General features: G+C 71.7%; 25 protein-coding genes. 10 read left to right on the plus strand and 15 right to left on the minus strand.

What is annotated here, in order from left to right:
* Window positions 1-129: 129 nt before the first annotated feature.
* Window positions 130-1,332: an LCP family protein gene (locus tag A3CE_RS0141315; protein WP_020645981.1), complete on the plus strand. Its 1,203-nt coding sequence runs from the start codon at window positions 130-132 to the stop codon at window positions 1,330-1,332.
* Window positions 1,333-1,336: 4 nt separating this feature from the next.
* Here A3CE_RS0141315 and A3CE_RS0141320 read toward each other — a convergent pair whose 3' ends face one another.
* The 7 genes from A3CE_RS0141320 to A3CE_RS0141350 all read right to left on the minus strand — a co-directional run bounded on the left by A3CE_RS0141320 (window position 1,337) and on the right by A3CE_RS0141350 (window position 7,925).
* Window positions 1,337-2,542 (minus strand): acyl-CoA dehydrogenase family protein, encoded by a 1,206-nt coding sequence (locus tag A3CE_RS0141320; protein ID WP_020645982.1) that lies wholly within the window; start codon window positions 2,540-2,542, stop codon window positions 1,337-1,339.
* Window position 2,543: 1 nt separating this feature from the next.
* Window positions 2,544-3,455, minus strand: a complete 912-nt coding sequence (locus A3CE_RS0141325) for a 3-hydroxyacyl-CoA dehydrogenase NAD-binding domain-containing protein (RefSeq protein ID WP_020645983.1) — start codon at window positions 3,453-3,455, stop codon at window positions 2,544-2,546.
* Between the two features lie 11 nt (window positions 3,456-3,466).
* Window positions 3,467-4,213, minus strand: coding sequence for an acetoacetate decarboxylase (locus A3CE_RS0141330; RefSeq protein ID WP_020645984.1), 747 nt, complete (start codon window positions 4,211-4,213; stop codon window positions 3,467-3,469).
* Window positions 4,210-4,959, minus strand: coding sequence for a crotonase/enoyl-CoA hydratase family protein (locus A3CE_RS0141335; protein ID WP_020645985.1), 750 nt, complete (start codon window positions 4,957-4,959; stop codon window positions 4,210-4,212). Before A3CE_RS0141335 ends, A3CE_RS0141330 begins: the two co-directional genes overlap by 4 nt.
* A gap of 45 nt (window positions 4,960-5,004) precedes the next feature.
* On the minus strand, window positions 5,005-6,153 hold the full coding sequence (locus A3CE_RS0141340; RefSeq protein WP_020645986.1) for a CaiB/BaiF CoA transferase family protein: 1,149 nt from the start codon (window positions 6,151-6,153) through the stop codon (window positions 5,005-5,007).
* 119 nt (window positions 6,154-6,272) lie between these two features.
* Entirely contained in the window at window positions 6,273-7,178 is a 906-nt protein-coding gene (locus tag A3CE_RS0141345) for a LysR family transcriptional regulator (protein WP_020645987.1), read from the minus strand.
* 204 nt (window positions 7,179-7,382) lie between these two features.
* Window positions 7,383-7,925, minus strand: a complete 543-nt coding sequence (locus tag A3CE_RS0141350; RefSeq protein ID WP_020645988.1) for a TetR/AcrR family transcriptional regulator — start codon at window positions 7,923-7,925, stop codon at window positions 7,383-7,385.
* Window positions 7,926-8,022: 97 nt separating this feature from the next.
* Between A3CE_RS0141350 and A3CE_RS0141355 the strand changes: the two genes are divergently transcribed.
* Entirely contained in the window at window positions 8,023-8,430 is a 408-nt protein-coding gene (locus tag A3CE_RS0141355; protein ID WP_211231869.1) for an ester cyclase, read from the plus strand.
* On the opposite strand, the gene A3CE_RS0141360 is transcribed toward A3CE_RS0141355, so the two are convergent.
* From A3CE_RS0141360 to A3CE_RS0141380, 5 genes are all read right to left on the minus strand, one after another.
* Window positions 8,405-9,760, minus strand: coding sequence for a sensor histidine kinase (locus A3CE_RS0141360; RefSeq protein WP_026469358.1), 1,356 nt, complete (start codon window positions 9,758-9,760; stop codon window positions 8,405-8,407). The two genes, A3CE_RS0141355 and A3CE_RS0141360, sit on opposite strands and share 26 nt — an antisense overlap.
* Window positions 9,757-10,443: a response regulator transcription factor gene (locus tag A3CE_RS0141365; protein ID WP_020645991.1), complete on the minus strand. Its 687-nt coding sequence runs from the start codon at window positions 10,441-10,443 to the stop codon at window positions 9,757-9,759. Before A3CE_RS0141365 ends, A3CE_RS0141360 begins: the two co-directional genes overlap by 4 nt.
* Before the next feature lie 239 nt (window positions 10,444-10,682).
* On the minus strand, window positions 10,683-11,081 hold the full coding sequence (locus A3CE_RS0141370; protein ID WP_020645992.1) for a hypothetical protein: 399 nt from the start codon (window positions 11,079-11,081) through the stop codon (window positions 10,683-10,685).
* 90 nt (window positions 11,082-11,171) lie between these two features.
* Complete coding sequence (locus A3CE_RS0141375; RefSeq protein ID WP_020645993.1) at window positions 11,172-12,929, minus strand: CocE/NonD family hydrolase; 1,758 nt, start codon at window positions 12,927-12,929, stop codon at window positions 11,172-11,174.
* A 12-nt stretch (window positions 12,930-12,941) separates the two neighbouring features.
* Window positions 12,942-13,484: a TetR/AcrR family transcriptional regulator gene (locus A3CE_RS0141380; RefSeq protein ID WP_020645994.1), complete on the minus strand. Its 543-nt coding sequence runs from the start codon at window positions 13,482-13,484 to the stop codon at window positions 12,942-12,944.
* A gap of 23 nt (window positions 13,485-13,507) precedes the next feature.
* Here A3CE_RS0141380 and A3CE_RS0141385 point away from each other — a divergent pair, with 23 nt between their 5' ends.
* Together A3CE_RS0141385 and A3CE_RS0141390 are read left to right on the plus strand one after the other, a co-directional pair.
* Window positions 13,508-13,930 (plus strand): SRPBCC family protein, encoded by a 423-nt coding sequence (locus A3CE_RS0141385; RefSeq protein ID WP_020645995.1) that lies wholly within the window; start codon window positions 13,508-13,510, stop codon window positions 13,928-13,930.
* 60 nt (window positions 13,931-13,990) lie between these two features.
* Window positions 13,991-14,362, plus strand: a complete 372-nt coding sequence (locus A3CE_RS0141390) for a winged helix-turn-helix transcriptional regulator (RefSeq protein ID WP_020645996.1) — start codon at window positions 13,991-13,993, stop codon at window positions 14,360-14,362.
* A 154-nt stretch (window positions 14,363-14,516) separates the two neighbouring features.
* On the opposite strand, the gene A3CE_RS0141395 is transcribed toward A3CE_RS0141390, so the two are convergent.
* Both A3CE_RS0141395 and A3CE_RS0141400 read right to left on the minus strand, forming a co-directional pair.
* Window positions 14,517-15,167, minus strand: coding sequence for a response regulator (locus tag A3CE_RS0141395; protein ID WP_020645997.1), 651 nt, complete (start codon window positions 15,165-15,167; stop codon window positions 14,517-14,519).
* Window positions 15,142-16,377 (minus strand): histidine kinase, encoded by a 1,236-nt coding sequence (locus tag A3CE_RS0141400; protein WP_020645998.1) that lies wholly within the window; start codon window positions 16,375-16,377, stop codon window positions 15,142-15,144. The genes A3CE_RS0141395 and A3CE_RS0141400 overlap by 26 nt, the downstream gene beginning before the upstream one ends.
* Window positions 16,378-16,625: 248 nt before the next feature.
* Between A3CE_RS0141400 and A3CE_RS0141405 the strand changes: the two genes are divergently transcribed.
* Window positions 16,626-17,276 carry a GOLPH3/VPS74 family protein gene (locus A3CE_RS0141405; protein WP_020645999.1) on the plus strand — a complete coding sequence of 217 codons (651 nt, stop codon included), beginning with the start codon at window positions 16,626-16,628 and terminating at the stop codon, window positions 17,274-17,276.
* A 149-nt stretch (window positions 17,277-17,425) separates the two neighbouring features.
* Here the strand turns inward: A3CE_RS0141405 and A3CE_RS0141410 are convergent, their stop codons facing one another.
* Window positions 17,426-18,022, minus strand: coding sequence for a TetR/AcrR family transcriptional regulator (locus tag A3CE_RS0141410; RefSeq protein WP_020646000.1), 597 nt, complete (start codon window positions 18,020-18,022; stop codon window positions 17,426-17,428).
* A 92-nt stretch (window positions 18,023-18,114) separates the two neighbouring features.
* On the opposite strand from A3CE_RS0141410, the gene A3CE_RS52390 reads away from it, so the two are divergent.
* The 5 genes from A3CE_RS52390 to A3CE_RS0141435 all read left to right on the plus strand — a co-directional run bounded on the left by A3CE_RS52390 (window position 18,115) and on the right by A3CE_RS0141435 (window position 22,662).
* Window positions 18,115-18,675, plus strand: coding sequence for a PH domain-containing protein (locus tag A3CE_RS52390; protein ID WP_245589675.1), 561 nt, complete (start codon window positions 18,115-18,117; stop codon window positions 18,673-18,675).
* Window positions 18,672-20,123, plus strand: a complete 1,452-nt coding sequence (locus A3CE_RS0141420) for a PH domain-containing protein (RefSeq protein WP_020646002.1) — start codon at window positions 18,672-18,674, stop codon at window positions 20,121-20,123. The genes A3CE_RS52390 and A3CE_RS0141420 overlap by 4 nt, the downstream gene beginning before the upstream one ends.
* A gap of 10 nt (window positions 20,124-20,133) precedes the next feature.
* Window positions 20,134-20,907, plus strand: a complete 774-nt coding sequence (locus A3CE_RS0141425) for an isocitrate lyase/PEP mutase family protein (RefSeq protein ID WP_020646003.1) — start codon at window positions 20,134-20,136, stop codon at window positions 20,905-20,907.
* Window positions 20,908-20,939: 32 nt separating this feature from the next.
* The gene (locus tag A3CE_RS0141430; RefSeq protein ID WP_020646004.1) at window positions 20,940-21,953 is read left to right on the plus strand and encodes an aminotransferase class V-fold PLP-dependent enzyme; all 1,014 of its coding nucleotides are present in this window, start codon (window positions 20,940-20,942) and stop codon (window positions 21,951-21,953) included.
* Window positions 21,954-22,065: 112 nt separating this feature from the next.
* On the plus strand, window positions 22,066-22,662 hold the full coding sequence (locus tag A3CE_RS0141435; RefSeq protein WP_020646005.1) for a hypothetical protein: 597 nt from the start codon (window positions 22,066-22,068) through the stop codon (window positions 22,660-22,662).
* Window positions 22,663-22,699 lie beyond the last annotated feature (37 nt).

The raw sequence follows: 22,699 nt of genomic DNA on the forward strand, positions 1-22,699 counted from the left end.
ATGGGCTCGATGTGGCTCGGCCGATCGGGCAGCGTCACAGGTTTCCGACAACTTTCTCAGCTGATTCCCAGCTAAGCCGGTGATCCTCGAAGCCGGGGGAACCACCGGCGGGAAGCAAGGGGAAGTGTCGTGCTGTTGTCGTCGCGGGGGCGCCGCATCGGCGGCCGGGTCGCGCTCGGCGTCGTGTCGACGCTGGTGCTCGGCGCCACCGGCTACCTGTGGACGCAGCTGAGCACGCTGGACTCCGGCATCGTCACCGCCGACGTCATCCCGCCCGCGGCCCAGATCGACAACGATGACACCCCGCCCGGCGAGCCGCTCAAGGTCGCCCAGAACATCCTGCTCGCCGGGATCGACGCGCGAACCGACACCTACGGCAACCCGTTGCCACAGAACGTGCTCGACGCGCTCCACGCCGGAGGCGGCGACGACGGCGGCGACACCACCGACACGATGATCGTGGTGCACATCCCGGCGGGCGGCGCCGCGGCCACCGCGATCTCGATCCCGCGTGACTCCTATGTGGACATCGCGGGTGGGTTCGGCAAGCACAAGATCAACTCGGCCTACAGCCGCGGCAAGAACGCCTCGTTGCCCGGTCTGCGCGCCCAGGGCCTCTCCGGCGCGCAGCTCGAAGTGGCCGCGAACGAGCAGGGCGCGCGGACGGCCATCCAGACCGTGGAGAAGTTCACCGGCCTGACGATCAACCACTACGCGGCGATCAACCTCGCGGGCTTCGACGCGCTTTCGCAGGCGGTCGGCGGCGTCGAGGTCTGCCTCAAGGCGCCGGTGCACGACAGCTACTCCGGCGCGGACTTCCCGGCCGGGACGCAGACGCTGTCCGGGGCGCAGGCGCTTGCGTTCGTCCGCCAGCGCCACGGCCTGACCAGCGACCTCGACCGGATCGCGCGGCAGCAGGCGTTCCTGTCCGGGATGGCGAAGAAGGTGCTGAGCGCAGGCACGTTCACCGACCCGTCGAAGCTGAGCGCCCTGGTCGGCGCGGTGCAGGGCGCGGTGGTGCTGGACAGGGGCTGGGACATCCTGAGCTTCGCGCAGCAGCTGCGGGGGATGTCTTCGGGCGCGATCGCGTTCGTCACGATTCCGGTGCTGAGCCTGTCCCTGCCGACGCCGTCCGACGGCGACGCGGTGAAGGTCGACCCGGCGCAGGTCCAGCAGTTCGTGCGCACGACGATCAGCACCCCGGCGGTCCAGGCCGCGGGCGACGACACGACCGGCGGCGTGAAGCCGGTCGCGGCGACGGGTACCAAGGCCCCGGGTGCGTCGGACGCGAAGCAGCCGGCGACCAGTACGGCCGCCGGCTGCGTGAACTGATTCCTTACACGAACGCGGACTGCCCGGTGATCGCCTTGCCGACGATCAGGGTGTTCATCTCGCGCGTGCCCTCGAAGGAGTAGATCGCCTCGGCGTCGGCGAAGAACCGCGCGACGTCGTATTCGAGCACGATCCCGTTGCCGCCGAAGATCTCCCGGCTCCACGCGACGACCTCGCGCATCCGCGAGGTGACGAACGCCTTGGCCAGCGACGAGTGCTCGTCCTTGAAGATTCCCGCGTCCTGCAGCTGGGCGAGCTGCACCAGCATGCCCCACGACGCGGTGATGTTGCCGAGGCTCTTCACGAGCAGGTCCTGCACCAGCTGGAAGCGGGCGATCGGCCGGCCGAACTGCTTGCGCTCCTGAGCGTAGGCGAGCGCGGCCTCGTAGGCGCCGATCATCACGCCCAGCGCCTGCCAGGCGACGCCGCCGCGGGTGGCGCGCAGGATCTCCGCGACGTCGCGGAAGGAATCGATGCCCTGCAGGCGGTTCTCCTCCGGCACGCGGACGTCGGTCAGGGTGATCTCGGCGTTCTCGACGATCCGGAACGCGGTCTTGCCCTGGATCTTCTCCGCCACGAAACCCGGCGTGCCCTTCTCGACGACGAAGCCCTTGACGTTGTTGTCGTCGACGTCCCGCGCCCACACCACGACGTAGTCGGCGAAGGTCGCGTTGCCGATCCACTTCTTGGCGCCGTTGAGGATCCAGACGTCGCCGGACCCTTCTTTTGAAAGACGCTGTGCGGTGGTGCGCATGCCGCCCGCGACGTCGGAGCCACCGAGCGGTTCGGTCATCGCGAACGCGCCGATCTTGTCCATCGCGGCCATCTCGGGGAGCCAGCGGTCGCGCTGTTCCTGGCTGCCGCCGCTGTGGATCGAGTACATCGCGAGTCCGTTGTGGACGCCGAAGAACGTTGCGACGGAAGCGTCCGTGCGGCTCATCTCCATCGCCATCATGCCGGTGAGGAGGTTGCTGACCGCGGGCTTGTGCTCGCCGTAGCCCTCGTAGGGCAGGCCCGCGAGGCCGGAGTCGCGGAACATCCCGATCAGTTCCTTCGGGAAGGTCCCGGCTTCCCAGTTGTCGTTCACTAGCGGCTTGACTTCGCCGGTCATGAACTCCCGCGCCTTGACGAGCAGCTTGCGCTCCTCGTCGGGCAGCAGCGCCTCGAAGTCGTAGAAGTCGGCGGTGAGCTTGTCCTTGAGCGGTTCCATGTCAGTTCTCCTCCACTGCGTTCAACACTGCGAGCTGCTTGCGGTCGCGCGTCTCGGCGAGTTCCGAGTACGTGGAGGAGCCGTAAGCCTTTTCGACGGCTTCGATGAGCCGTTCCTGCTCTTCGGGGCTCTGGCTGGGGTTGCCCAGCCCGGCCCACATCTTCTTCATGGACTTGCCGATGTGCTCGGCCATGTGCCGGTAGCCGCCGGGGCCACCGCCCAGGTGCGAACCGAGGAACGGCCCGACCGTCGCCCAGCGGATGCCGAGCGAATTCGTGATCACCTTGTCCAGGTCTTCCGGGGTCACCACGCCTTGCTCGACGAGGTAGATCGCTTCGCGGCTCAGCGCGTTCTGCAGCCGGTTCCCGACGAACCCGGGGATCTCCTTGCGCTCCACGACCGGCGCCCGGCCGAGCGAGGTGTAGAAGTCGACCGCTTCCTGCACCGACTCGTCGCTGGTGCGCTCGCCGGGAACGACCTCGACCAGCGGGATCAGGTGCGGCGGGTTGAACGGGTGTCCGATGAGGACACGACTGCCGTCGATCTCGCCGGTGAAGGCCGTCGAGGGGATGGCGCTCGACGAACTCAGCAACAACGCGTGCCCGGGCGCTTCCTCGACGAGTTGCTTGAAGAGGTCCTTTTTGAACTCGACGTTCTCCGGACCGTTCTCCTGCACGACATCCGCGTCTTTCACGGCCTCGGTGACGTCGGCGGCGATGTGGACCCGGCTCGCCAGGTCATCGGCGGTCGTGCCGAGGTGCGGGGCGAACGTCTTCAGCGCGTCGGCCACGGCGTCGGCGAGGTCGGGGCGGGGGTCGGTGACCCGGACGGTCAGGCCGTGGTGGGCGAACAGCGCCGTCCAGGACAACCCGATCGTTCCGGCGCCAATGACGGCGGCATTGCGGAAACTCATGACTGTGTCTTTCATGCCTGGGCTCCCTTCAGGTAGTCGAAGACCGGCTTGACCGGGGCGAGTGTCAGGTCGGTGAGGATGTGGCTCGCGGAGACGACCTCCAGCACCGGCAGGTCGGCGAGCGGGGCGAGGACGTGCTGGAACAGCTGCAGCCGGGCTGGGCCGGTGTAGGCCTCCTTGACCACGACGTCGGTGATCTCGGTGCGGACCAGCTCCTGCACGCGCGGGGCGCCGTCGTAGCCGGGGATCGTCTTGAGCATGAACGTCGGGACCGTGATCTGGTGTTCGGCCTCGCGGGCGTCCAGTTCGTGGTGCTTGTAGCCCATGGTCGCGGTGGCCACCCGCAGCGTCCCGTAGTCCAGGGTGCCGACGAGAACGCCGTTGTCGACATAGAGATCCGGGCTGCCGACGGTCTTCGGGTACGCGCTGACCTCGCGCCCGGACGCGGTGGCCGGGAAGTTGTCGAGGTACATCGCGTGCAGGTACTCGCCGCGCTCGCCGTCGAAGCTGACCTCGATCGCCTGGCCGGACTCGGTGTACGGGCCGTAGCCGGAGACGTCGCCCATCTTCATGACCTCGAAGCGCACCAACGGTTCCTCGACCTGCAGCGGCTCCGGGACGACCGCGCGCAGGGCGTCGGCGTCGGTGCGGTAGACGATGTTGAGGTACTCGCGGTTCGTGAACCGGGGGACCACGGGCGCGAACGCCGGGGCGGTCAGCGGGGTCGTCACGTGACGGCGGACTTCTTCGATCTTCATTCGCCTGTCCACTTCGGAGCGCGGCGCTCGGCGAAGGCGGTCATGCCTTCTCGGACGTCCTTGGACTGCATCAGCTTCTTGGTCTCTTCGCGCTGCACGGCAAAGGCTTTCGCCTCCGAGCCACGCACGATCTTCTTGACGGCGGCGAGCGCCAGGGGCGCGTTCTCCGCCAGCTTCTCGGCCAGCTGGAGCGCGACGGCGGCGGCGTCGCCGTTCGGCGTGACGCGGTTGACCAGGCCCAGCTCGCCGGCGCGGCGGCCGGTGATGGGCTCGCCGGTGAGCAGGAACTCCATCGCCAGGTGGTGGGGGATCCGCTTCGGCAGCCGGATCACGCCGCCGCCCGCGGCGATCAGGCCGCGCTTCACTTCGGGGAGGCCGAACTTGGCATCTTCACCGGCGACGATCAGGTCACAGCCGAGGGCGAGTTCGAACCCGCCGCCCATGGCGAATCCTTCGACGGCGGCGATCAGCGGCTTGGTCAGCTCGGCTTCGGTCAGGCCGCCGAACCCGCGGCCGGGGATCTCCGGCGACTCGCCCGTGAGCGCGGCCTTGAGGTCCATGCCGGCGCTGAAGGTGTTCTCGGCGCCGGTGAGGACGCCTACCCGGAGCGTCGGGTCGCTCTCGAGGTCGTCGAGGGCGGCGGCCAGCTGGGTCGCGACGGCGGCGTTGACCGCGTTGCGGGCCTGCGGCCGGTCGATCGTGATCAGCAGGGTGCTGCCGATCCGTTCGGTGCGTACTTCGGTCATGACTTCACTTCCTTGGTGCCACTTTCACGTGAAAGTGGCGGTGGTTCAGACCAGTTCGGCGAGGACCTCGGCGGTGTCCTGGCCGGCCAGCGGGGCCAGGCGGCGGATCGAGCCGGGCGTCGCGGAGAACTTCACCGGGATGCCGACCGTGCGGATGGTGCCCTCGCTCGGGTGCTCGACGGTGTCCAGCAGGTGGCCGTCGCGGACGTACGGGTCCTCGTGCGCGCGGTCCAGCTCGAGCACCGGGGCCATCGGGATGCTGTGCTTGGCGCACACCTCGGCCCACTCCTCGGTGGTCAGCGCCGGGGCGCACACCGCGATCTGCTCGCTCAGCCACTCGTTGTCGGCGCGGTTGATCGCGTCGCCGTTCACCCGCGGGTCGGCGGCGAGGTCCGGGCGCCCGGCCGCGGCGAAGAAGTCGCGGAAGTTCTGCGGGTTGTAGGGGATGACACAGGCGAGGCCGTCCTTGGTGCGGACCGCGGCGTGGCCCTTCGTCATCGACAGCGCGAACCCGGTGGGGCCTTCGGCCGGCTCGTAGGTGTGCCCGGCGAGGTGCTCGACCAGGTTGAACGCGATCAGCGTGTCGGTCATCGGGATCTCGATCTGCTGGCCCTGGCCGGTCTTGTCCCGGTGGACCAGCGCGGCGAGCACGCTGTAGGCGATGGTCAGCGACGAAACCTTGTCGCCGATGATCGTCGGCAGGTAGACCGGCTCGCCCAGCGCCCGGTTGGCCACGTCGACCAGGCCGGAGGAGGCCTGCACGGTCTCGTCGTAGGCGGCGTTCCCGGCGCGGTCGGAGTCGCTGCGGAAACCCTGCGCGTGGGCGTAGACCAGGCGGGGGTTGCGCGCGGCGACGTCGGCGTAGTTCAGGCCGAGGCGGGCCAGCGCGCCGGGGCGCATGTTGGTGATCAGCACGTCGGCCGTGTCGATCAGCTTGAGCGCTTGCTCGCGCTCGGTCTCGTCCTTGAGGTTGAGGGCCACGCTGCGCTTGTTGCGGTTGACGTTGAGGTTCAGTGCGGTCATGCCCGGCGTGGTGCGGTACTCGCCCACCCGCACGGTGTCCGCGGGGGACTCGATCTTGATCACGTCGGCGCCCAGGTCGCCGAGGATCTGCGCCGCGTACGGGCCCATGACCACGGTCGAGAGGTCGATCACGCGCACGCCGTCCAGCGGTCCGGTCGTGATGTCCGTCATCTTTTCCGTCCTTTCGCGCCTTGCTGTTTCGCTCTACTTACGAACGTAGGCGCGACCGACGCGAAAGGGAATGATCATGATGCGAACAATGGTATGACCACAGTAGTCATACCATTGTTCTAGCTGCTGAGCGGCTCCGCGAAGATCTCTTTCGCGGCTTCGACGAGTTCGTTCAGGTCGCCGTCGGTACGATCGCGCCGCCAGAGCAGGCCGGTGTCCAGCTGGGGCCGGAAGTCGGTGAAGGGCAGCACGATGACGTTGTCGAGCCGGTAGCCGTGCATGGGGCTCTTGTCGTCGAGCATGGAAATGGAAAAGGCTTCGCCGCTGGAGATGATTTCCGACGTCCCGCCGTAACCGGTATTGGTCAGCCGGATGCGTTTCCTGACGCCCAGTTCGTTCAATTGGTGGTCGAGCTGGTCGAAATAGGCGGGGGTGATTTCCCCTGGTGAGGCCACGTACGGGAATCCGGCCAGCTCGGCCAGGCTGACGGAGTCCCGGCCGGCGAACCGGTCGGCGGGCACGACCGCGCCGAGCCGTTCGGTCATCACGGGCAGCTGCTCCAGCGCGGGATCGGTGACCGGCAGCCGGGCGAGGGTGAGCGCGAGCTTGCCGTCGTGCACGCCCTGCACGAGGTCGGCGGTGGTGCCGGGCCAGCGTTTGAGCTCATACCGTTGTTTCACGCGTTCGGCGAGGGCGTTGACGCGTTCCCGCAGGTCGGGGTGCACGCCGGCGGGCATGCCGAGGAAGAGGGTGCTGCGCTGCGGCCGCGTCGCCTCGGCCAGCTTCCACGGAATGGCGCTGACCTGCTCGAGGACGTCTCGCGCGAGCGGCAGCAGCGCGGCCCCGGCGCCGGTGAGGGTGACGTGGTGGGTGCTGCGGTCGAAAAGCTGCTGTCCCAGCTCGTGCTCGAGGTCCTTGATCCGCTGGCTGAGCGGCGACGCGGCCATGTGCAGCTTCCGCGCGGCAGCGGAGAAGTTCAGCTCCTCGGCAACCGCAACGAAATAACGCAGATGCAGCATCTCCATACCCCGACCCTAACGGCCACCCCGTGTCGTCCCCCCAGACACACGTGTCGTCCCTCCAATCACGAGTGTCGTCCCCTCAATCACGCGAGTTCCGCCCCCAATCACGCGAGTTCCGGCCCCGATCACGCGAGTTACGCCCCCGATCACGCGAATCCCGCGTACCGGCCCGTCGAACTCGCGTACCCAGTCGGACAACGCGCGTGATCAGGAGGCCGACACGCCGCGGCGGACCAGTTCCAGGAGGCGGGGGGTGCGGGCCGGGGCGTTGGCGAGGGCGACGCCGGTGCCCAGCAGGAGGAGGTCGAGCGCGTCGGTGTCCGGCTCGACGGCACCGGCGGCCTTCGCCCGGGCGACGAGTGCGGCCGCGGTCTCGTTCACCGTCTCGTGCCAGCGGGCGAACAGGGTTTCGTGGTCGCCGGCCGGGGTGGTGAGGGACAGGGCGAGGTCGCGCTTGCCCCGGACGTGCTCGACGAACGACCCGAGCCAGGCGAACAGCTCCGCGCCCGGGTCGGCCGCGTCGAGCCGCGCGCGGCTCGTCAGCGAAGCGACTTCGTCGGCATACACCGCGATGACCAGTTCGCGACGGCTGGGGAAGTGCCGGTACATCGTCGCGTTGCCGATGCCCGCGCGCCGGGCGATCCGGTCGAGCGGGGTGTCCGGCCCGTCCTCGGCGAACACCTCCTTCGCCGCCGCGAGCAGGAGCGCGTGGTTGTCCCGGGCGTCGGATCGGCGGGCTCGTCCGGGCATCGTGCTCCTTGTCCAACGGGGAGTTGTCAAGTGGGGAGTTCCCCGGTTAGTCTAGCGTTCCCCTAACCGGGGAACTCCCCACTTGATGGAGGTCGCCGTGACCCCTTCCGCGGTGCACGCCCGCCTGATCGAACTCTGGACCGCCGGCCGGTACGCCGAAGGCCTGCGGTACATCGACCCCGACGTCGTCGACCATCGCGGCGGCGCGGGCGGCGACCACCACGGCATCGACGCCTGGCGGGCGAAGTGGGAGGCGATGGCCGCCGGGGACTTCTTCGCCGACTTCCGCGACGTCACCGTGCGGGTCGAGCAGAACGTCGCCGACGGCGAGTTCTCGGTGAACCGCTACACCAGCTCGGGCACGCAGCTTTCGACCGGCCGGAGCTACGCCGTGACCAGCATGGACATGATCCGGGTTCGCGACGGCCGGGTCGTCGAGCACTGGGCGCTCATGGACGTCACCGCCCGCGCCGCCCAGCTCAGCCCGCGGTCAGCGGGAAGGTGATGGTGAAGGCGGCGCCGCCTTCGGGCGCCGGGCCCGCTGCCAACGTCCCGCCCATGCGGGTGACCAGGGCGTGGACCAGGGCCAGGCCGATGCCGGAGCCGACCGGACGGCGGTCGCGGTACCGTGCGTTCAGCACCCCGCGCTCGAACGCCACCGGGTAGTCCTCCGGCGCCAGGCCCGGACCGCCGTCGCGGACCGCAAGCGAGGCCGACGAATCGGACGAGGACAGCGAGAACACCATCGGGGCACCCGAAGGGGTGACGCGCAGAGCGTTCTCCGCCAGCCCGTCGACCACCTGACGCAGCCGCCGGGCGTCCGCCAGCACCGGGACCGGAGTAGCAGGCGCCGAAACCGACAGCCGGACGTCCTCCCGCGCGCACCGCAGCTGCCAGACCTCCGCGCAGTCGCGGACCAGTGCCCCCAAATCCAGCGAAGCGACGTCCAGCCGGAACTCGTCCGCGCCCAGCCGCGCCAGCTCCAGCAGGTCCGTGACCAGCCGCTCGAGCCGCAATGCCTCCCGCTGGATCGTCTGCCCGGCCCGGACGGCGTCGGGCCCCGACGCGACGCCGTCCGCGATCGCCTCGGCGAAGCCCGTCACGGCGGTCAGCGGCGTCCGCAGCTCGTGCGACACCGACAGCAGGAAGTCGCGCTGCCGGGATTCACTCTGAGACAGCGCGTCGGCCAGTGAATTCAACGACCCCGCCACCTCCGCCACCTCCCGCGGTCCCTGCACCGGCACCCGCACGTCGCGACGCCCCGCCCGCAGCGACCCCGCGGCAAGAGCGGCCCGGCGCAGCGGACGGCCCAGCAGCCGCCCCGAGACGAAGCCCGCCGCGGCCGCCACCAGCAACCCGATGCCCAGCGCCACCAGGATGTTGCGCACCAGCGCCCGTTGCGTCGCTTGGGCGTTCCGCGTGGGCAGGACCAGCGCGAACGCCGCCCCGCGCGCGCCCACCACCCGCGTCTCGACCAGGTACTGCGAGCCCGCCACCGTGACGCGCCCCGAGTGATCCGCCGCCAGCCCGGCCTTGACGGCGGCCTGCACGGCGACGGCGTCCCCGAGCGCCTGCCCGCCCGCGCGCCGGACGACCACCGAAATGCCCTGCCCCCGCACGACGTCCGCGACCTTGCCGACGCCCAGCCGGTTCCCGATGCCCGTTTCGTCCAGCTGCGACGCGACGACGTCGGCCTGCGCGGCCAGTGACGACTGCAGCACGTTGTCCGCCGTGGTCCGGATCAGCGGGGACGCGACCAGCCCCGCCACGATCACCGCGACACTCGCGACCGCGAGGCACACCAACGTGATCCGGCCGGCCAAGGTGCCCCTCATGCCGGATCCGCCGCGTAACCGATGCCCCGCACCGTCCGGATCGGACTCGACGCGCCCAGTTTCGCCCGCAGCTGCGCCACGTGGACGTCGACCGTGCGCGTGCCCGCCGCCGCGGCGTACCCCCAGACGGCGCTGAGCAGCTGGTCGCGCGAAAGCACCTGCCCCGGGTGCCGGAGCAGGTGCGTCAGCAGGTCGAACTCGGTCGACGTCAGCGAAATCTCGACGTCGCCCGCCCACGCTCGCCGCGAAAGAACGTCGACGCGCGCGCCGCCCACGGCGAACGTCTCCGCGGCCGGCGTCGCCCCCGAGGCCCGGCGCAGCACCGTCCGCACCCGGGCGGCCAGCTCGCGCGGGCTGAACGGCTTGGTGAGGTAGTCGTCCGCGCCGATCTCCAGGCCCAGCAGCCGGTCCAGCTCGTCGTCGCGGGCGGTGACGAACAGCACCGGCGTCCAGTTCCCGGCGGCGCGCAGCGTCTTGCAGATCTCGATACCGTCCATTCCGGACAGTCCGATGTCGAGCACGATCGCCACCGGCTTGAGGCGCCGCACGGCGTCCAGCGCCCGGCCGCCGTCGGCCTCGACGTGCACGCCGAAACCGTCGCGCTTGAGGTAGAGCGCCGCCAGCTCGGCGATCGCGGTCTCGTCCTCGACCACGAGGACGAGGCCGCGTCCCGGTGACCCCATGCCTGCTCCCGTCTCCGCCGTGTTCAGAGGGGAGACGCTAGCCGGTCAGGGCGAGCCATCGCTGTTCATGTCGGATTCGATGCCGTTCAGTGTCGACTCGATCCCGCTCAATTCAGAGGGCGACGAAGAAGACGACGCCGGCGAGTCACCAGGCGAACCCATCAGGTTGTCGCGGCACGCCGAGCAGCCGAGCGCGATGAGCGCGGCGGCCCCGACCGCCGCCGCGACCCTCGCGCCCCTCACTTGGCCGGCTTGCAGTGCGCGGACGCGAAGGCGTCGAGCTTCTGCTTGGCCGTGTCCAGCTCGCCGATGCGGCCCTGCCGCTTGGTGGCGCGCTGGTCCAGCTGGTCGGCGCGGGCGGTGTGCCCCGCGGCCCGCTGGTCGGCCGCCCGCGCCTTCAGGTTGGCGACCGAGCCCTTGACCTCGGGCCCGCCGTTGATCCGCTTCTCCAGGTTGTCGGCTCGCTTCTGCAGCTTCGGCACCCACTCCGAGCAGACCTGCTGCGACTCCTCGGGGCTGAGCGTGATCGGCGCCACCGGCGTCGGCGTCTGGGCCGAAGCCAGTGGCGCCGCCACCAGCAGGCAGGCCGCGCTCCCGCAGCCCGCCAGCGCCAGCCGCGTCCAGGTGGTTCCTCGCATCGTCTCTCCTCGTTTCCGTTCCGGGGTACTTCCGGGTACTTCGGGGTGCTGAGGAGAACTCTGGCCGGGTGGTGTTCGAAGGGTGTCCGCCTAGTGTTCGGGGTGTGTAAGGCCCACGGTGACCGACGTCCGCGCGAGGTCGAACGTCAGCGTGTCACCCAGCCGTGGCAGCGCCGGGTCGAACAGCTGCCCGTCGGTGCCGCCGAGGAGCAGCCCGAGCCGGTGCCCGGCCGGGACCACGTGATCGAGCGCGGTGAGCGAGAACGTCATCGTGTACTGCTGCCCGGGGACGAGTGGCTCGCCGTGCCACAGCGACGCGTGGTGCCCGAGATCGGCCCAGCCGGCGGCGACGATCCGGTGGTCGGCGGAAACGACGTCGGCGGCCGTGTCGAGGAAGCACGCGCTGTCCGCCGTCGTGCTCGAACCCCAGCACGACCGGGTGGCCAGGTTCTTGATCCCGCTGCCGTAGGTCGCGGTGTTCCGCTCGTCGGCCGGGCCGTAGTCGACGAGCGCGACGCCGAGCCGGGCGGCGGGCTGGTCGGACGACGCGGTGATGGTCACCGACGGCGACCCGGCCAGCCGCACCGGCGACGGCAGGGGAGTGCCGGTGAACCGCGCGGCCGACGTCCCGGCCGCCCACTGCTCGCGCCCGATGGCGGGATCGTCGACGACGGTGGCCGTGCCGGACCCGCGGTGGCCGAGGGTGCCGTCGCTCGACGGCCGGAGCGTTGCCGGGACCGTCGCGGGCGGCCAGCTCCGGAGGTCGGTCCAGTGGTCCGGCGCGGTTTCGAGGTGCACGGCGGGCTCGTGCTCGACGCCGTTGCGCAGCCCGAGCAGCCAGCGGTCGAACCAGCGGTGCAGCGTCTCGGCCCACTGCTGCCGCTGCAGGTCGAAGGGGTCGGTGTGCCCGGCCTGGCTCAGCCACGCCTTGCGCGGGACGCCGGCCCGGCCGAGCGCGTCCCAGTAGCGGGCGAACTGGTCCGGCGCCACGACCCAGTCCCCGAAGCCCTGCGCGGCGAGCACGCTCGCCCGGACCTTGCCGGCCTGCGCGGCGTAGTTCTGGCTCTGCCAGAAGGTGTTGTAATCGCCGTTCGTGCCGGCGCGCGCCTTGAGGTCCGCCTCGAACGGCTTGCACAGCTCGGCGGCACGTTCGTTGTAGGTGAAGGACGACCCGGTGTTCTCCGGCGTGGCGAAGGGCGCGCCGTTGCCGATGAGCTGGGCGTAGTTGTCGGCGACGCCTTCGATCGGCACGATCGTCTTCAGTCCGGCGATCCCCGAGGCGGCCATGCCGATCGCGGTGGCGCCGTCCTGCGACTTGCCGATCGCGCCGACGTCACCGGTGGCCCAGTCCGCCGTCACCGCGTGGCCGCCCTCGGGCGCGTCGAACGCCTTCGCCCGGCCGTTGAGCCAGTTCACGACCGCGTTGCCGGAGCCGACGTCGTCGAAGCAGCCCGAGGACCGGTTCGTCCCGCCGACGTCGGCGAGCACCACGGCGTAGCCGCGCGGCACGAAGTAGTTGTCGTAGAACAGTGGGAACTGCTGCGGGGTGCCGTCGGGGGCGTAGGTCTTCTTCTGCATTTCGTTGCCGCGGCCGCAGCACGCGTAGTACGGGCTGACGTCGAGGATCGCCGGGACGCGCACCCGCGCGTCGGGCCGGATGACGTCGGCGGCCACGCGGTCGATCCTGCCGTCGCGGTCGTGGTCGGTGCCGGTCTCCACCCACGCCGTCTGGCGGATCGCCTGGTCGTAGGCGTAGCTCGGGCGGCTCTCCGGTGGTGACGCGGAAGCCGCGGGCGTGAGCCCCGATGTCGTGAGCAAAGCGGCCAAGAACCCCAGTATCAGTCGCATCAGAACAGGGGATCACGGGTTTTCGTAGAGCGCCAGGAACTTCTCCATCGCGGCGTCGACGGCGTCGCGATCGCCGGTCGTGACGAGGTCGAGCAGCAGCCCGCGGGCCACAGCGAGCCCGAGCCGCGCGTGGGCCGGCCGGTCGGCCTCCGGGACGCCGTACTGGGCGAGCAAGGCCTCGACCGGGCCGAGCCAATCCTCGATGACGCCGTCGAGGAACTCCTTCGTGCCCGGGGTGCCGCCCAGCGCCTGGCCGTAGAGCTGGAAGAAGAGCTTTTCGTTGGCACGCAGGCTTTCGTCGGTGAGCCGCCGCCAGAACTCGCGGCCCGCTCCGGCCGGATCGAGGTCGGCGAGCGCCGCGCGCTGCCGGGCTTCGACCTCCCGCGCCACCGCCGTGAGCAGGCCTTCCTTCGAGCCGAAGTGGTAGATCAGCATGCGGTGGCTGGTGCCGAGGCCCGCGGCCAGCGCGCGCAGGCTCTTGCCGGCGCCGCCGTGGTGGGCGATGTGGTCGATCGCCGCGTCGAGCAGCTTGGCGCGCGGGCTTGCCTCGATCATGTACCAAATGGTACACGTACCAAATGGTACAACGCATCTCCGTTCGCGGCCGGACATCCGCGCCGGCCGACACCGTGTACGCCTTGCTGAGGGACGGCGCGAGCTGGCCGACGTGGTCGCCGCTCGGGTCGTTCGAGCTGGTCAGCGAAGGGAAGGACGAACCGGAGGGCGTGGGCGCGGTCCGGCTGTTCAAGACCGGCGGCTTCCGCTCGTACGAGAAGATCGTCGCACTCGAGCCCGGCCGCCGGTTCGGCTACGCGCTGGAACACGGCCTGCCGCTGCGGGACTACGTCGCCTACGTCGACCTTTCGCCTCGCGACGACGGCACCGACATCCACTGGCACTCGACGTTTCGGGCGAAGATCCCGGGCACCGGCTGGTTCTACCGCTGGTTCCTCGGCCGCTTCATCGGGCGGGTGGTGGCGGGGCTCGCGACGGCGTCCTGAAGCGTGTCTCACTGTCTGGTCAGGGTGTTACTCTCTCCGGGAAAGCGAGGAGGGGACGCCGTGGGGCCCGACCCGTACGACCGCAACTGCCCGACCCGCCAGCTGCTGGACCGCATCGGCGACCAGTGGACGGTGCTGATCGTCGGCGCGCTCACGGACGGCCCGCTGCGGTTCACCGAGATCGGCCGCCGGGTGGACGGGATCTCCCAGAAGGTGCTGACGCAGACGCTGCGCAGCCTGGTCCGCGACGGCATCCTGACCCGCACGGCCTACCCGACGATCCCCCCGAAGGTGGAGTACGAGCTGACCGCGCTGGGGCGCAACCTGTCCGAGCCGCTGGACGTGCTGGACCGCTGGGCGCGGCGGCACATGGCTTCGGTCCAGGAGGCCCGGGACGCCTACGACGCGGAGCACACCCCCGCGTCGGCGTAGGGCAGCCACCCGCCCCCAGACGGCCCCCACCCGCCCTGGGGGGCGTGCCCAAGTCCAGTCTATCGGTGGCCCTGGGCGAAATCGGCCGTGCGAACCCGAACTCGCCGAGTTGTCCACATTCGAGCATGGCTGTGGACAAGTCCTCCTGACTGCGTCAGCGAGCCACCAAACCCGCTTCGTGGGCCAGCAATCCCGCCTGCGTCCGGTTCGCGCACTCCAGCTTCACGAGCATCCGCGACACATAGCTCTTCACCGTCGCTTCGGCGAGGTGCAGCCGCCCGGCGATGTCCGCATTGGACAGTCCCTCGCCGAGGCACGCCAGCACATCCCGTTCCCGCTCGGTCAGCCCCGCGGTCCGCCGCCGCGCGTCCTCGCCGCGCTCGCGGCCGTCCGCGGACAGCGCCACCAGGCGGCGCGCCGCCGACGGGGACAGCACCGTGTGGCCGTCCGCCGCCACGCGGACCAGGCCGATCAGGTCCTCCGGCGGCGTCGACTTCACCAGGAACCCCGCCGCGCCCGCGCGCAACGCCCGGATCACGTACGTGTCCGCGTCGAACGTCGTCAGCGCCACCACCGCCGGCGGGTCCGGCAACGCCGTGATCCGCGCGATCGCCGTGAGCCCGTCGACGCCCGGCATCCGCAGGTCCATCAGCACCACGCGCGGCCGGTGCCGGACCACTGCCTCCACGGCTTCGGCGCCGTCGGCCGCCTGGGCGACGACCTCGATGTCGGCCGCCGAGCCCAGGATCGTGCGCAGGTGCGCGCACACCATCGGCTCGTCATCGACCACGAGCACCGGGATCACAGCGCGTGCCTTCCGCCGTCGGGACGTAGGGGGGCAGTATCGCACCGACCCGGAACCCGCCGCCGGGCGCCGGACCCGCGGTGAACCGCCCGCCGACCAGCTCGACGCGCTGCCGCAGCCCGGCCAGGCCGGCCCCGGAACCGCTGCCCGCCAGCGCCGGGTCGGGCGGGCGGGCCGCCGCCGTGCTGTCCACCGAGACGTCCAGACCACCGGGGTGGTAGCGCAGCGAGACCGCTACGGTCGCGCCCGGCGCGTGCTTGCGCACGTTCGTCAGCGCCTCCTGCACCAGCCGGTACGCGGTGCGCGCGACGGTCGGCGACACCTGCGCCGGGTCGCCGTCCACCGCCAGCTCCGTCGGGACGCCGACCGACCGCGACTCCTCGACCAGCCGCGCCGGGTCGCCGGGGGCCTCCGGGCTGAGCGTCCGCGGCCCGGCTTCGGCGCCGTTGCGCAGGACTCCGACCAGGTCGCGCAGCTCGTCCAGCGCCAGCGCGCCTTCGCGGCGGATGTCCTCGGCCGCCGTCCGCACCGCCGGGTCGGCCGACGTCACGCCGAGCGCCCCGGCGTGCAGCACCATCAGGCTGAGCCGGTGCGTGACGACGTCGTGCATCTCGCCCGCGAGCCGCCGCCGTTCCTCCGCGCCGGCCTGCTCGGCGAGCAGGTGCTGCTCCCGCTCGGCGCGTTCCGCCCGGTCCCGCAGCGACCGCAGCAGCTGCTTGCGGGCTTCGACGTAGAACGTGATCACGACCGGCAGCACGGTGCTCAGCAGCCCGAACGGCGTGACGCTCCAGCTCGGCTCCCACGGCCGCGTGGCCACGACCGCGAGGATCCCGGTCAGCCACAGCACGGTCCGCCGGTCCAGCACCCGCACCAGCTGGGCCAGCACCACCGGCGTGATGGTCGGGACGGTCATCAGCGCGACTGGGTGCACCGGCACGAGCAGCCCGGGCGCGAACAGGTCGGAGCCCAGCATCGCGAACGCGGCCGCCACGAGGGTCCCGGCCACCAGTGCCGGGAACCGGAACAGCAGCACCAGCGCGAGGTCACAGCAGATCTGCAGGACCAGCCCGGCCGCCGGGCCGAGCGCGCCGGTCGTCCGGTCGCCGAGGACGTGGTACAGGACGTTGAGCCCGGTGAACGCCGCCGCCGGCAGGAACAGCCAGAAGGTGTCGGCGCGGCTCGGCCACATCGGCCGCCGGATGCTGGTCACGCGGCCACGGTAACGGCTCGCGTGGGGCGCCGCCCCGGATGCGCAACCAAAGTTGCGGCCCGCGGGGAGGAGCGCAACTTTCGTCGCCGCGGTCAGCATCCTCCACCGGTTTCGCCCGGCTGCCGGAAGCGGTCTACTGGAACCGCCACATCGACTGTCCTAACGCGACGGACGAGGTGCCCGGTGGCCGGTCGAGATCAAGCGACCGGGGGTATTTCGACCGGCCACCGCACCGAAACGGGAGTGAAATGACCGAGCCGTCCCTGCCCGCCCGGGCGTACCTGCTGGCGTGCGACACCCGGCGCGACCGGCTGCCCGGCCGCGAGCGCGTGGCCCTGCTGGTCCGCGCGGCGGCGCTGACGGATCTGGTGCTGCGCGGCCGGGTGGCCGACGACGGCGGCCGCCCGGCCGTCACCGGTGCCGGGGGAACCGGCCACCTGGTCCTCGACGACCTGCTCGCCGAGCTCACCGCCGACCCGCACCGGAAGTGGCGCGCCTGGGTGCGCCGCGGCGCCCGTGCGACGCTGTACTCCCTGGAGGCCCAGCTCGACGCGGCGGGCACGATCGAGCTGCGGACGTCCCGCGTGCTGGGGGTGTTCCCGCGCCGCCGCCCGGTGGTCCGCGACGTGGCGACGGCGGCCGCGCTCCACGACCGGGTGACGGCGGCGCTGCGGACCGATTCGCCGGTGCCGCGGGACATCGCGGCCCTGACGTCCCTCGCCGCGGCGGCCGAGCTGGGCACGGTGTTCTCGCGCGCCGAACGCCGCCGGCACCGGGCCCGCCTCGCCCAGCTGGAGGACGCGGCGGGCGTCGCGGTCCCGGCCCTGCGAAAGGTGCTCCGCGAACTCCAAGCGGCCCGCGCGGCGGCGATCGCGGCAAGCTCCGGCGGCGGAGGCTGACGCCGTGTCGACCCCCGAATCACGCGTGTCGACCTCCTGATCACGCGTGTCGACTCTTCGCGCACGAGCGGCGAACCTGTTCGCGTGACCGGAACGCCGACACGCGTGATTGCACAGTCGACACGCGTGATTGAAGGGTCGACACGGGGTCAGCCGCTGAACAACCGGTCCAGGTAGTAGTCCACTGTGGATATTGCCTCCGCCGGGGTCCGGTGGCCCATCACGATTTCCGAGCCCTGGGAGTCCGCGATCGCCCAGAGCAGGGACGCTTCGGTCTCCGGGTCGGCCCAGGCGGGGACGTCGCCCGCCTCCTGGGCCTGGCGGACCTGGCCGGCGAAGAACGCCAGGAGTTCGGGCATGCCTTCGCCGAAGGCCTTCGCCATCGCCGGGTCGGCCACCGCGCGGATGAAGTACGCGACGCCGATGAGGAAGTCGGCTTCGCTGTCGGGGTCGCGCGGCAGGATCTCGACCAGGCACGCGCGCAGGATCGACCGCGGCGTCGGCGGTCCCTCGGCCAGGATCTTCGCCGTGATCCGCTCGCTGCGGAGCTTGTGGCGGTGTTCGAGAGCGTACCGCAGCATTTCGTCTTTCGTCCGGAAGTAGTGCTGCACCGACCCCATGGACATCCCCGCTTCGGCGGCGACCTGGCGCAGGCTGACGCCTTCCAGCCCGGCCCGCGTCGTCAGCCGTTGCAGCGCCTCGGCGATCTGCACCCGGCGTTGCTCGTGGTCGACCTGTTTCGGCACGCTGGCTCCCGTTGTCATGCGATCGCATTGCGAAAACCCTGGCTCCGCCGTTACGATGCGACCGCATTGTAAACAACCTCGGGGGGTGTCCGGTGCAGACCGGAACAGTGCGGCTGAGGCCGCCGCGAAACGCACTGGACCGCCGCGCGATCACGTGGTGGCGTGCCCAAGGGGCACTCGTCTTCGGCCCGGCCGCGCTGGTGCTCGCGGTCCTCGGCCTGCTGATCCCGCCGGCCGCGTTCTGGCTGCTGGCTCCGGCCGCCGTGATCGCGCTGCTCGGCGTGGCCTGGTGCGCCTTTCTGCCGCGGTGGTGGTTCGGCCTGCACCGCTGGGAGGTCACCGGCACCGCCGTCTACGTGCGGTCGGGCTTCCTGTGGCAGGAGTGGCGGGTGGCGCCGCTTTCGCGCGTCCAGACCGTCGACACGCTGCGCGGGCCGCTGCAGCAACGCTTCGGGCTTGCGACCGTCACGGTGACGACGGCGTCGGCGCGCGGCGCCGTGAAGCTTCGCGGCCTCGACGCCCGGATCGCGGCCGACATCGCGGAGCAGCTGACCGAACGCACGGACACACTGCTTTCGGGGGTCCGGGTGGCGGAGCCCCCGGCTCGGGGCGAAGCCCCGGACAACACTGCCACGCCCGGGGACGCGACGTGACCGGCTGGTGCCGGCTCGACCGGCGCACCCTCGGCGTCACCGCGGTCCTCCTGGCCGGGTTCGCCGTGTCGGCGGGCACCCCGATCGTCATCGGGGCGGGAGGGACCGTGCTGTTGTGGCTCGTCCCGGCGGCGGTGCTCCTCGTCGGCGCCGGCGTGCTGGCCGACTACGTCCGCTGGCGCCACACCCGCTTCCGGTGCACGGCCGAGCGGCTGGAGCTCGAGTTCGCGTTCGTCGCACACACGCGCAAATCCCTGCCCCGCGAACGGATCCGGAGCGCCGACCTGACAGCGAACCCGCTGCACCGCGCGTTCGGTGTCGCGGTGCTGACCATCGGTACCGGGCAGCACGAAAGGCTCACCCTCGCCCCGCTGGCCAGGGCGGACGCCGAAGCCCTGCGCACCGAGCTGCTGCACCGGAGCCCCGGATCGCAGGACGGTCCACTCGCGACACTCGACCCGCGCTGGATCCGGTACGCACCCCTGTCGTTCGTCGCGCCGGCGCTCGGCCTGGCCGCGTTCGGCGGGCTGTTCAAGGTCGCCGACTGGTTCGGCGCCGGGGGCGGGCTGCTGAAGTGGCTGCTGAACCTCTTCGGCGAGCTACCCTTCGCCGCGAGCGTCCTGCTCCTGCTGGTGCTCGCGCTCGTCGCCGGCGTCGCCGGCGCGGCCGGTCTGTTCACCGAGATGTGGTGGCACCACCGGCTCGACCGCGAGCCCGGCGGCACCCTGCGCGTCCGCCGCGGCCTGCTGACGACCCGGTCGGTCACCCTCGAGGAGCGGCGGCTGCGCGGCGTCGAACTCGTCGAGCCGCTCGGGGCCCGGCTCGCCGGCGCCGCGCGCGTGGACGCCATCGCCACCGGCATGAAGCGTGACGACGACAAGACCGAGTCCAAGACGCTCCTGCCCGTGGCACCGCGCGCGGTGGCGGCCGACGTGGCGGCGCGGATCGTGGGCGAGCCCGTCGCCGACGTCCGGCTGGTGCCGCACCCCACGGCCGCCCGGGGACGGCGGCTGCGCTGGGCCCTCCTGGCCGCGCTCACCCCGGTGCTGGTCCTGCTGGTGCTCGGCGCGCTGCTCACCGGCGTCCTTCTCGTGCCGGCCGCGGTATTCGCCGCCGTCGCGCTGCCGGTGGCGGTCCTGCTGGCCCTGGACGCCTACCGCGGGCTCGGGCACGGCACGCGCGGGCGCTACCTGGTGGTCCGGGCGGGCTCGGTCCGGCGGAGCACGGCCGTGCTGGCTCGGGACGGCGTCCTCGGCTGGACGGTCAAGCAGTCGGTCTTCCAGCGCCGTCGCGGGCTCGCGACCTTCACCGCGACCACCGCGGCGGGCGCCGGCGCCTACTCGATCCGCGACGCCGACGCCGTCGAGGGGCTCGCGTTCGCGGCGGCGGCCGTGCCCGGGGTCCTCGAGCCGTTCGCTTCGGTGCCCGCCGAAGCGTCGCGGACCTAGGTTCGAGGGCATGGACGACTTCCGTGCCCTGCACGTCCCCGGGTCCCCGCTGCTGCTGCCGAACGCGTGGGAGTTCGGCGTCGGCGCCTTCCTCGCGGCGCAGGGCTTCCGCGCCCTCGGCACGACCAGCCTCGGCGTGTCCGCGGCGGCCGGGGAGCCGGACGGCGCGCCGTCGACGCGGGACGCGACCGTCGCGCTGGCCGGGCGCCTGGCCCGGCTGGACGTGCTCGTCAGCGTCGACATCGCCGACGGCTTCAGCGCGGACCCGGCCGCCGTCGCCGACCTCGTGGCGGAACTGGCCGACGCGGGTGCCGTCGGCGTCAACCTCGAAGACGGCCGCGCCGACGGCTCGCTCGCGCCGGTCGACGTCCAGTGTGCGCTGGTCAGGGCGGTGAAGGAGCGTGTGCCGGGGCTGTTCGTCAACGCCCGGACGGACACGCACTGGGCGGGCGGCCGCTCGATCGCCGAAGCCGAGACGCGCGTGCGGGCGTACGCGGCGGCGGGCGCGGACGGCGTCTTCGTGCCCGGCCTCGCCGAAGCCGCGGACGTCGAGCGGATCGTCGCCGCCGCGGTGCCGCTCAACCTGCTGTTCCTGCCCGGCCGGGTGACGCTGGCCGGGTTGGCGGAGCTGGGGGTCGCGCGGGTCAGCCTGGGGTCGCTGCCCTACCGGATGGCGCTCGCGGCCGCCGCCGGAACCGCGCTGGCCGTGCGCGACGGCCGTGACCTGCCGCTGAGCCCGCCGGGCTACGCCGACGTCACCGCGCTGCTGCCGAAAACCGGGTGAACCGGACCGGCCGGATCTGCTTTGGTCGGGGCATGCGTGCCTTCGGAACCGACTTCGCCGTCCCGCCCGGCTACCTGAACACGCCCAGCGTGGGTATCCCGCCCGCGCCGGTGGCCGCCGCGGTGGCCGAGTCGGTCGAACGGTGGCGGACCGGCGCGATCCGGCCGGCGGAGTTCGATCCGTGGGTCGCGCGGGCGCGGGCCGGGTTCGCCCGCCTGCTCGGCGTCGGACCCGGGGACGTCGCGATGGGCGCGTCGGCCTCGCAGCTGGTCGCCAACGTGGCCGCCGCGCTGCCCGCCGGCACCCGCGTGCTCGCCGCCGGAGGCGACTTCACCAGCGTGACCTTCCCGTTCGCCGCGAACCCGGGTGTCACGGTCACCGAAGTGCCCCTCGACGTGCTGCCGTCGCGAGTCGAAGGCCACGACGTCGTCGCGGTGAGCGTCGTCCAGTCCGCCGACGGCCGGATCGTGGACCTGCCGGCGCTGCGGGCCGCGGCCGAGGCCGCCGGGGCGGCGGTGCTGCTCGACGCCTCGCAGGCGGCCGGCTGGCTGCCCCTGGACGTCGCCTGGGCGGACTGGGTGGTCGCGGCGGGCTACAAGTGGCTGCTGTCGCCGCGCGGCAGTGCGTGGCTCGCGGTCCGGCCGGACGCGCGCGAGCGCACCCGGGCGGTCGCGGCCAACTGGTTCGCCGGCGAGGACCCGTGGGCCACCGTCTACGGCCTCCCGCTGCGCCTGGCCGGCGACGCCCGCGCGTTCGACCTCTCGCCCGTGTGGCTGGCCCAGGTGGGCGCGGCCGTGGCGCTGGAGTACCTCGGCGGCCTCGACCTCGCGCAGGTCGCGGCCCACAACGTCGGCCTGGCCGACTCGCTGCTGGAGAAGCTCGGGCTGCCGCCGCGCGGCACCGCGATCGTCTCGCTCGAAGCCGATCCCGGGCGGTCGGCCGCGGCGGGGATCGTCTCCAGTGTCCGCGCCGGCCGGGTGCGCGTCGGTTTCCACCTCTACAACACCGCTGACGACGTCGAACGCGTCTTACGCGCGTTCGAGTGAACCGCGGAATGCCGGTGAACTACCGTATGGTCTCGTGGTTGGTGCGCACTTCACCCCAGGCCCGTCCGACACGGCCCCGCTGGGCGCGGTTCCCCCGCAGCCCCGCCCGCCCGTGCCGGGACCGCCGGCGCGCGACACCCGGTCCCTGCTGCTCAAGGGCGCCGGGCTGGTCGCGATCGCCGTCGTCTCCGGGCTGCTGTGGTTCCTGATCCGGCACGACTCGACCCCGGAGGCGCCGGTCGCGCAGCCACCGGCGCAGAACACCGGGCAGTTCCAGTTCACCCAGGTCGCCGGGCCGGACAAGGCCGACGACTGCGTCGCGAAGTCCTACGGCAAGACCAAGGACTTCTTCCAGGACAACCCGTGCCAGTCGCTGGTCCGTGCGCTGTACACGACGGAGACGGGCGGCCAGAAGGCCCTCGTCTCGGTGGTGCTGGTGGGCATGCCGGACTCGGCCAAGGCGAAGGCGCTCAAGACGCTGACCGAGAAGGACAACACCGGCAACGTCACCGACCTGGTCCGCGACAAGACGTTCGCCGGCACCGGCGTCCCGAGTGTGAGCGGCACCAACGCGGCGTACGCCGCGAAGGTGGACGGCACGAACACCACGATCGTGCTGGCCGACTTCTACGGCAAGCACACGGACAAGAATCTGATCAAGAAGATCGCCGAGGACGCCCTGCGCCTCTCGGCCGACCTGCACCCCTGACCCTGCCGAAGTCCGTGAATGGCACATTGAGGGACTC

Source organism: Amycolatopsis balhimycina FH 1894, assembly GCF_000384295.1.
Taxonomy (GTDB): domain Bacteria; phylum Actinomycetota; class Actinomycetes; order Mycobacteriales; family Pseudonocardiaceae; genus Amycolatopsis; species Amycolatopsis balhimycina.